Source organism: Mangrovicoccus algicola (assembly GCF_014903745.1).
Taxonomy (GTDB): domain Bacteria; phylum Pseudomonadota; class Alphaproteobacteria; order Rhodobacterales; family Rhodobacteraceae; genus Mangrovicoccus; species Mangrovicoccus algicola.
Map to the genome: position 1 here is coordinate 1 of NZ_JACVXA010000105.1, position 8,227 is coordinate 8,227.

Sequence of the window (8,227 nt, forward strand, 5' to 3'; positions counted from 1 at the left end):
CGAAGAGCTCCTGGCAAAGATCGCCTGACCAGACGCGCCCCGCCCCCGGCGGGGCGCCCCCCAACCCGCGCCGCAGCGGAGCGGCGCGCCCTTCAATCCCGGTTCTCCCTTGCCCGACAGCGCGCCTTCCCCTCCCAGGCTGGATATCCGGGACCTGCACAGGGTCTTCGGGGGGCATGCGGTGGTCGAGGCCGCGACGCTGTCGATCGGCGCGGGGGAATGCCTCTGCCTTCTGGGGCCCTCGGGCTGCGGCAAGTCCACCACGCTGCGCATGATCGCCGGCGTGGAGCGGCCGGATGCCGGGGAAGTCCGGCTGGACGGGGTGCGTGTCAGCGCGCCGGGGCTGCATGTGCCGCCCGAAGCCCGTTCGGTCGGGCTGATGTTCCAGGATTTCGCCCTTTTTCCGCATCTGAACGTGGCGCGGAACGTCGCTTTCGGACTGGACGGTCCGCGCCCCGCGCGCCATGCGCGGGCCATGGACCTGCTGGAGCGGGTCGGCATGGCACGTTTCGCCGCGGCCTTTCCGCATGAATTGTCCGGAGGCGAGCAGCAGCGCGTGGCGCTGGCCCGGGCGCTGGCGCCGCGCCCGCGGCTGATGCTGATGGATGAGCCCTTCTCGGGACTGGACAACCGCCTGCGCGACGGGATCCGCGACCAGACCCTGGCATTGCTGCGCGAGGAGGGGACCGCCGTGCTGATGGTCACCCACGAACCCGAGGAGGCGATGCGCATGGCCGACCGGATCGTCCTGATGCGGGCGGGCCGGATCGTGCAGACCGGCGCCCCGCACGAGGTCTACAACCGGCCGGTGGACCGGGCTGCGGCGGCGTTCTTCTCAGATATCAACCTGTTGCAGGGCCGGGTCCGGAACGGGGCCGTGGCCACCCCGCTGGGGAGCTTTGCCGCTCCGGGTCTGGCCGAGGGCGAGGCCGCCGAGGTGGTGAGCCGTCCGCAGCACCTGGAGATCGGCGGGCACGGCGCGGCGCGGGGACGGGTTCTGCGGGCGCGTTTCCTCGGCCGCGAGAGCCTCGTGGAATTCGTCCTGGAGGGAGATGGACCCAGACTGCAGGCGATGGTGCCCGGCATGGTCCTGCCCGCGCCGGGCGAGGTTTTCGCCCTGGGGCTGCGCCCCGAGAATTGCCACGTCTTCGCGCGCACGGGCTGAGCGGGTCAGCCGGCCAGCAGGTTGAGCACCAGGAAGGTCAGCGCGGCCAGAAGCGCGGCGGCGGGAACGGTGACGATCCACGCGGCGACGATGGTCAGGAAATGCGATCGGCGCACCAGGCGGCGGCGGCGGCGTTCCTCGGCGGGCAGGCGGCCCGGCCCGCTGCGCGCCCGGGCCAGGCGCCGTTCATGGTCCCATTCGCGGAAGAACCCGACCCCGAAGATGCCGCCGATCGCGACATGGGTGGTGCTGACCGGCAGGCCGGCCCAGGAGGCCAGAAGCACCACGATGCCGGCGGCCAGGGCCACGCAGCAGGCGCGCGGCGGGTTCAGGCGGGTGATCTCGTCCCCGACCAGCCGCACCAGCCGCGGGCCGAACAGGATCAGTCCCGCCGAGATGCCCAGCCCGCCGATCAGCATGACCCAGAAGGGAAAATCGACCTGCGCATCGGCATGACCCTGTGCCGTGACATGCGCGATGGCCGCCAGCGGACCCACGGCATTCGCCACGTCATTGGCACCATGGGCGAAACTGAGGATGGCGGCAGAGACGATCAGGGGCAGGCGGAACAGGACCTTCAGCGATTTCTTGCGGTTGGCCAGCCCCTGCGCCTGGCGGCGCACCAGCGGCCGGGCGGCCAGCCAGGCCGCCAGCCCGAAGAGGATCGCGATCGCCAGTTCGCGCCGGGACGCGGCGGGGGCCTGGTGCGGCAGGCCCTTGACCACGAGATAGAGCGTGAAGGTCCCGGCGGTGACGCCGATCAGGACGGGCACCCAGCGGCGGGCGGCGGCGATCTTGTCCTCGGGGTCGAGCATGGTGCGCTGCACCACGGCCAGGATGCCGGCGGCCAGCAGCCCGCCCGCCAGCGGCGACAGCACCCAGGACAGGGCAATCACCGCCAGATGGTCCCAATGCACCGCGCCAAGCCCGGCCGCGGTCACGCCCGCGCCGATCAGCGCGCCCAGGACCGCATGGGTGGTCGAGACCGGGGCCCCGATCAGCGTCGCGGCATTCATCCAGAACGCCCCGCCCAGCATCGCCGACAGCAGCGCCAGCGTGTAGAGCCGGGGCTCCGCGAAGGCGGGGCCGTCGATGATGCCGCGGGAGACGGTGGTGATGACCTCGCGCCCGCCGATCAGCGCGCCCGCGGTTTCGCAGATCGCGGCGATCGCGATGGCGCCGGTCATGGTTAGCGCCCGCGCGCCCACGGCGGGCCCCATGTTGTTGGCGACGTCGTTGGCGCCGATATTCATCGCCATGTAGGCGGCGAAGACGGAGGCGGCGAGAATCGCGATGCTGCCGGAGGAGATGCCGACCGTGGCGGCCGCCACCAGGGCCACGACCGTCAGGAACAGGATGGCCAGCCCGCCGCCGATGAAGGGACGCAGGGAATGGCTGCTTGCCGCCTCGAGCGTGGAAACGCGGCCGAGATCGCGGTCGAGCGCCGACCAGCGGTTGGGACCGGGGGATCTGGACATGGACGGACTCCCGGCTCCGGCGTCAGCGCAGCGTTCCGGGGCGCCGCCAGGGGCGGAACCCGGCAAGGATCTCGGCCAGGCCGGGTTCCTCCACCATCGCGGCGGCCTCGGCCGGGGCGACCCAGCGGCGTTCGCGCTGGTCCTTTTCGGGAAAATCGTCCTCCAGCCGGTCCGCCTCCATCGCGAAGACGGCGACATCCACCGGCACGGGCAGCCCGCCCTCCAGCCGTTTCATGTAGCTGTAGCGCCCCACCCGCAGGGCCGTCCCGGGCAGGGGGCGCATCCCGGCCTCTTCCCAGGCTTCCTCCCGCGCGGTGCCCGCCGCGTCCAGGCCGCGCTTGGGCCAGCCCTTGGGCAGGACCCACCGCTTCGTCTCGCGCGATGTCACCAGAAGGACCTCGCATCCCCCGGCGCTGCCGCGCCGGTAGCACAGAGCCGCGGCCTGGAACCGCGGCGGGCGACGGAGAATCGGGCCGATGAAATTCTGGACGAGGGCGTGGAACATGCGGCGGAGGGACCTGGAATCGGAACGGAGACGGAATCCTTTGGGGGCGACCTTCGGGAAATGCGGGAAACTGGACACGCGCCTATAGAAGAATTCGGGCTGCGTATCAATGGCAAACCCGCGCGCGGGCGGGAAACGTCTGGGATTGGCTGGCATCGTCAGCATCATCTAGCGCGCCGCGGCGCCGGGACCAGTGGCGCGGCGCGCCGGATGCCGGGGCTGCCGCATTCCTGACCGCTGCGGGGCCCGGGCCCGCCCCGGGGGCGGTGGTTTCGCGCAGAAGGCGGTTTTGCCCTTTGATCCGCCCGGCGGAGTCTTTACATACGCGATACTGTCCGGGCGCGCGGGATGGCCCGGACCTGCAGTAGGAGACCAAGATGCTGAACAATATCGGCCCCATGGGCTTGATCCTGATCGCCGTGGTGGTGCTGGTCCTGTTCGGGCGCGGCAAGGTTGCCGGGCTCATGGGCGAAGTGGGCAAGGGGATCACCTCGTTCAAGCGCGGCATGAAGGAAGGCCAGCAGGAAGAGCTGGAGAAACCGGCCGAGACCCGGGATGTGACCCCCGGCGAAGCCACCGGCGAGACCGCCAAGGACAAGGTGTAAGCCTTAATGTTCGACATCGGCTGGAGCGAGCTTCTGGTCGTCGGGGTGGTGGCGCTGATCGTCGTCGGCCCGAAGGACCTGCCCGTGATGTTCCGCACCGTGGGGCGGTTCACCGGAAAGGCGCGGGCGATGGCGCGCGAATTCACCAGCGCGATGAACGCCGCCGCCGACGAGGCCGGGGTGAACGATCTCCAGAAGGATCTGCGCGACATCGCCAATCCCCGCGCCACGGGGATGCGCAAGGTGCAGGAGGCGGCCGACGCCTTCGAGAAATGGGACCCGATGGGCGCCCGCGACGGCAAGACCAAGGCGGCCCCGGCGGCCGCCCCGGACGCCGATGCGCCCGCCGCCGATCCCGGGGCGCAAACCGGGGATGACCCCGGCGCGCCTGCTGCCGCAGCCGGCAGCCAGCCGGACAGGACCGCATGACCGACGACGATATCGACGACAGCTCCGCGCCGCTGATCGAGCATCTGGCAGAGCTTCGCACCCGGCTGATCCGCTCGGTGCTGGCCTTCGTGATCGCCATGGTGGCCTGTTTCACCGTGGCCGAGCCGCTCCTGGATTTCCTGGTCCAGCCGATCGCCGAGATCCTGCGTGCGCGCGGCGAGGATCCGCGGCTGATCTTCACCGCCCCGCAGGAGAAATTCTTCGTGCTGGTGCGGATCTCCATCGTCATGGGCTTCGGGCTGAGCTTTCCGGTGATCGCCCATCAGATGTGGCGGTTCGTGGCGCCGGGGCTCTACAAGTCCGAGCAGAAGGCGTTCCTGCCCTTCATCATCTCCTCTCCCGTCCTGTTCCTGGCGGGGGCGGCCTTCGCGCAATATGTCGTCACGCCGATGGCGATGAATTTCTTCATCGGCTTCTCCGACGCGATCCCGGCCCTGGCCAACCTGATCGCGGGCGACGGCAATTTCGAGGCGCCCGCGGGCAGCCCGGCGCAGGAGGAGCTGAAGACGGTCTTCCTGGGCTCCGTGCGCGAGAGCCTCGACCTGTCGCTGAAATTCATCTTCGCCTTCGGGCTGTGCTTCCAGCTGCCGGTGCTGCTGACGCTGATGGGCAAGGCCGGGCTGGTCTCGGCCCAGGCCCTGCGCGAGATGCGCAAATATGCCATCGTCGGCATCCTGACGCTGGCCGCGCTGGTGACCCCGCCCGACGTGATCACCCAGGTGATCCTGTTCACCGTGGTCTATGCGCTGTACGAAATCTCCATCTTCCTCGTGGCGCGGGTCGACCGCCAGCGCGCCAGGCGGCTGAAGGAAGAAGGGCTGTGGGACGAGGAAGTCGATGGACACGGCGTTTGAGACCGACCCGATGCTGAGGATCGCCGAGGCGCTGGAGCGGATAAGCCCGCCCCCCGGCTCGGTTCCCAATTTCGATGCGGCCGATGCCTTCGTCTGGCAGACCGCGCCGGACCGGCTGGCCCCGGTGGAGCGGGTGAACCGCGTGGACCTGGACCTGCTGGTGGGCATCGGACGGTCGCGCGACACGCTTCTGGCCAACACGATGCAGTTCGCCAGGGGGTTCCCGGCGAATAACGCGCTTCTCTGGGGGGCGCGCGGCATGGGCAAGTCCTCTCTGGTCAAGGCGGTGCATGGCGCCATTCTGGCGGCCGGGCATGCGGTGAAGCTGGTGGAGATCCAGCGCGAGGACCTGCCCTCGATCGGGCGCCTGCTGCATATCCTGCGCGAGACGGATACGCGCGTGGTGCTGTTCTGCGACGATCTCAGCTTCAGCCATGACGATCAGCATTACAAGTCGCTGAAGGCGGTGCTGGATGGCGGGATCGAGGGGCGGCCGGACAACGTGATCCTCTACGCGACCTCCAACCGCCGCCACCTGATGCCGCGCGACATGATCGAGAACGAGCGCGGCAGCGCGATCAACCCCGCCGAGGCGGTGGAGGAAAAGGTATCGCTGTCGGACCGGTTCGGGCTCTGGCTGGGATTCCACGCCTGTTCGCAGGACGAGTACCTGGCGATGATCGAGGGCTATTGCGCCGCCCATGGCCTGACCGTCGCGCCGGAGGATCTGCGCGCCGAGGCGATCGAATGGCAGGCCACGCGCGGGTCGCGCTCGGGCCGGGTGGCCTGGCAGTTCTTCACCGATCTCGCCGGGCGTCACGGGGTTCGCCTCTAGGCGGTCCGCCCCGTCCGCCGCGCAAGGAACCGGCCGTCCCCGCGGGGGCGGCCTTTTTCATGCGCCCCCGCCACGCGCGCCCGGGAAGGGCCGGACGCAAAAAGACAGACCCCCGCCGAGGCAGGGGCCTGTCTGAAACCTATGATGCTGACGCATCCGGTTCGCGGTCGATCGGCTTAAAGCAGACCTTCGCGTTGTGCCTTCTTGCGCGCGAGCTTGCGCGCCCGGCGGACAGCCTCGGCTTTCTCGCGAGCCTTCTTCTCGGACGGCTTCTCGAAGTGCTGCTTGAGTTTCATCTCACGAAACACGCCTTCGCGCTGCAGCTTCTTCTTCAGGGCCCGAAGAGCCTGGTCGACATTGTTGTCGCGAACACTAACCTGCATTCTGGTGTCACCACCCTTCCTGTTAGAGTTGCATTTTCAGCAGGAGGCGTCCCTATAGCAAGGCAAAGGCGGCCTGTCCAGAGCGAGGGCCCTGCAGATGGAAAAGGAACACGCCATGCAAGTGTCTGAAATGTCCCATGCAGATGTCAAGACGCGCCTCCTGGAGGCGATCCTGCCGCATGTCGCCTTCGATGGATGGTCCGACCCGGCCTTCCGCGCGGCGGCCGCCGATTCGGGGATCGGCACCGAGCTGGCCAGGGCCGTCTGCCCGCGCGGCGCGGTCGATCTGGCGCTGGCCTTCCACGCGGCGGGCGATGCCGAGATGGTGCGTCGGCTGAAGGCCGATGACCTCAGCGCGATGCGCTTCCGCGACCGCATCGCCCATGCGGTGCGGCTGCGGCTGGAGCTTGTGGAGGACAAGGAGGCGGTGCGCCGCGGCGCCACGCTCTTCGCGCTGCCCAACCATGCGCCCGACGGGGCGCGGGCGCTCTGGGCGACGGTGGACCGGATCTGGACGGCGCTCGGCGACGGGTCCGACGACATCAACTGGTACACCAAGCGCGCCACCCTGACCGGGGTCTACAGCACCACGCTGCTTTACTGGCTGGGCGATGACAGCGCCGGACACCAGCGGACCTGGCGCTTCCTCGACCGGCGCATCGACGAGGTGATGCAGATCGAGGCGGTCAAGAAGAAGGTCAATGACAATGCGCTGCTGCGTCCTCTACTGGCCGGGCCCAAATGGGCGCTAGGTCTGGTCAAGGCGCCGAACCGTGCGGCGGGACCGGCGATGCCGGGATCGCTGGGCGATCCGCGCTGAGACAAGATCGAAGGAGCCACAGATGACCCTGCCAGAGACCATGCGCGCCGTGGAGATTTCCCGCCCCGGCGGGCCGGAGGTGTTGCGCAGCGTGCAGCGCCCGGTGCCGGTGCCCGCCGCGGGACAGGTGCTGATCCGGGTGCACTGGGCCGGGGTGAACCGGCCCGACGCGCTGCAGCGGGCCGGGGCCTATGATCCGCCGCCCGGGGCGTCGGACCTGCCCGGACTGGAAGCGTCGGGCGAGGTGGTGGCGCTCGGCGCCGGGGTGACGGGGCTGCGCCGGGGCGATCTGGTCTGCGCGCTCCTGCCCGGGGGCGGCTATGCCGATTACGCGGTGACCGCGGCGGCGCATTGCCTGCCGGTGCCCGAGGGGATGGGCCTGCGCGAGGCCGCCTGCCTGCCCGAGACCTTCTTCACCGTCTGGAGCAATGTCTTCGTCCGGGGCGGCCTGAAGGCCGGGGAGCGGTTCCTGATCCATGGCGGCAGTTCCGGCATCGGCACGACGGCGATCCAGCTGGCCGCGGCGCGCGGCGCGCGGGTCTTCGCGACCGCGGGCTCCGAGGCCAAATGCGCCGCCTGCCGCGAGCTGGGCGCCGAACGCGCGATCAATTACCGCGAGGAGGATTTCACCGAGGTGCTGAAGGCCGAGGGCGGGGCGGACCTGATCCTCGACATGGTCGGCGGCAGCTACATCCCCCGCAACATCCGCACACTTGCCGATGACGGGCGCCTGGTGATGATCGCCTTTCTCGAAGGCCCGAAGGCCGAGCTGAACTTCGCCCAGATCATGGCCCGGCGGCTGACCGTCACCGGCTCGACCCTGCGCCCGCAATCGGACCTGGCCAAGGCCCGCATCGCCGAGGCGCTGCGGGCCGAGGTCTGGCCGCTTCTCTCCGCCGGGCGGATCGCGCCGGTGATGGATAGCGACCTGCCGCTGGAGGAGGCCGCCGCCGCCCATGCGCGGATGGAGGAAAGCAGCCATATCGGCAAGATCGTGCTGCAGGTGGCGGGCTAGTCTGGAACGCGCGCGGCACCGGCGTCGGGGTGCGGGCAGGGCCCGGGCGGCCTTGCCCGGCCGGTCGCGGAACAGCCGGCCGTCGGACAGGGGACGGGCCTGACGCCGCGGCGCGCG

10 protein-coding genes are annotated in these 8,227 nt (G+C 69.9%); 7 read left to right on the top strand and 3 right to left on the bottom strand.

Translation table 11 applies throughout. From position 1 onward, the window contains the following. Nucleotides 1-109 precede the first annotated feature (109 nt). Nucleotides 110-1,165, top strand: coding sequence for an ABC transporter ATP-binding protein (locus ICN82_RS20310; RefSeq protein ID WP_193186918.1), 1,056 nt, complete (start codon nucleotides 110-112; stop codon nucleotides 1,163-1,165). 5 nt (nucleotides 1,166-1,170) lie between these two features. Here ICN82_RS20310 and ICN82_RS20315 read toward each other — a convergent pair whose 3' ends face one another. Next, nucleotides 1,171-2,643 carry an inorganic phosphate transporter gene (locus ICN82_RS20315; protein WP_193186919.1) on the bottom strand — a complete coding sequence of 491 codons (1,473 nt, stop codon included), beginning with the start codon at nucleotides 2,641-2,643 and terminating at the stop codon, nucleotides 1,171-1,173. A 22-nt stretch (nucleotides 2,644-2,665) separates the two neighbouring features. Beyond that, nucleotides 2,666-3,148, bottom strand: coding sequence for an NUDIX hydrolase (locus ICN82_RS20320; RefSeq protein WP_193186922.1), 483 nt, complete (start codon nucleotides 3,146-3,148; stop codon nucleotides 2,666-2,668). 377 nt (nucleotides 3,149-3,525) lie between these two features. Between ICN82_RS20320 and tatA the strand changes: the two genes are divergently transcribed. The 4 genes from tatA to ICN82_RS20340 are packed head-to-tail and all read left to right on the top strand — an operon-like array spanning nucleotide 3,526 to nucleotide 5,892. Continuing rightward, nucleotides 3,526-3,753: a twin-arginine translocase TatA/TatE family subunit gene (gene tatA, locus ICN82_RS20325; RefSeq protein ID WP_193186925.1), complete on the top strand. Its 228-nt coding sequence runs from the start codon at nucleotides 3,526-3,528 to the stop codon at nucleotides 3,751-3,753. Nucleotides 3,754-3,759: 6 nt separating this feature from the next. Then, on the top strand, nucleotides 3,760-4,182 hold the full coding sequence (gene tatB / locus ICN82_RS20330) for a Sec-independent protein translocase protein TatB (protein ID WP_193186928.1): 423 nt from the start codon (nucleotides 3,760-3,762) through the stop codon (nucleotides 4,180-4,182). Next, complete coding sequence (gene tatC, locus ICN82_RS20335; protein WP_193186931.1) at nucleotides 4,179-5,057, top strand: twin-arginine translocase subunit TatC; 879 nt, start codon at nucleotides 4,179-4,181, stop codon at nucleotides 5,055-5,057. The genes tatB and tatC overlap by 4 nt, the downstream gene beginning before the upstream one ends. Then, nucleotides 5,041-5,892 (top strand): ATP-binding protein, encoded by an 852-nt coding sequence (locus tag ICN82_RS20340; protein WP_193186934.1) that lies wholly within the window; start codon nucleotides 5,041-5,043, stop codon nucleotides 5,890-5,892. The genes tatC and ICN82_RS20340 overlap by 17 nt, the downstream gene beginning before the upstream one ends. A 176-nt stretch (nucleotides 5,893-6,068) precedes the next feature. Here the strand turns inward: ICN82_RS20340 and rpsU are convergent, their stop codons facing one another. Further along, nucleotides 6,069-6,275: a 30S ribosomal protein S21 gene (gene rpsU, locus ICN82_RS20345; protein WP_042458983.1), complete on the bottom strand. Its 207-nt coding sequence runs from the start codon at nucleotides 6,273-6,275 to the stop codon at nucleotides 6,069-6,071. Between the two features lie 115 nt (nucleotides 6,276-6,390). Here rpsU and ICN82_RS20350 point away from each other — a divergent pair, with 115 nt between their 5' ends. Both ICN82_RS20350 and ICN82_RS20355 read left to right on the top strand, forming a co-directional pair. Then, nucleotides 6,391-7,095, top strand: coding sequence for a COQ9 family protein (locus ICN82_RS20350; RefSeq protein ID WP_226898643.1), 705 nt, complete (start codon nucleotides 6,391-6,393; stop codon nucleotides 7,093-7,095). A 28-nt stretch (nucleotides 7,096-7,123) separates the two neighbouring features. Continuing rightward, entirely contained in the window at nucleotides 7,124-8,110 is a 987-nt protein-coding gene (locus tag ICN82_RS20355; RefSeq protein ID WP_193186940.1) for an NAD(P)H-quinone oxidoreductase, read from the top strand. Nucleotides 8,111-8,227: the final 117 nt, after the last annotated feature.

Coding starts and splice junctions, on each gene's coding strand:
- ICN82_RS20315 (WP_193186919.1), bottom strand. CDS start 2,643: ATGTCCAGATCCCCCGGTCCCAACCGCTGGTCGGCGCTCGACCGCGAT.
- ICN82_RS20320 (WP_193186922.1), bottom strand. CDS start 3,148: ATGTTCCACGCCCTCGTCCAGAATTTCATCGGCCCGATTCTCCGTCGC.
- tatA (WP_193186925.1), top strand. CDS start 3,526: ATGCTGAACAATATCGGCCCCATGGGCTTGATCCTGATCGCCGTGGTG.
- tatB (WP_193186928.1), top strand. CDS start 3,760: ATGTTCGACATCGGCTGGAGCGAGCTTCTGGTCGTCGGGGTGGTGGCG.
- tatC (WP_193186931.1), top strand. CDS start 4,179: ATGACCGACGACGATATCGACGACAGCTCCGCGCCGCTGATCGAGCAT.
- ICN82_RS20340 (WP_193186934.1), top strand. CDS start 5,041: ATGGACACGGCGTTTGAGACCGACCCGATGCTGAGGATCGCCGAGGCG.
- rpsU (WP_042458983.1), bottom strand. CDS start 6,275: ATGCAGGTTAGTGTTCGCGACAACAATGTCGACCAGGCTCTTCGGGCC.
- ICN82_RS20350 (WP_226898643.1), top strand. CDS start 6,391: ATGCAAGTGTCTGAAATGTCCCATGCAGATGTCAAGACGCGCCTCCTG.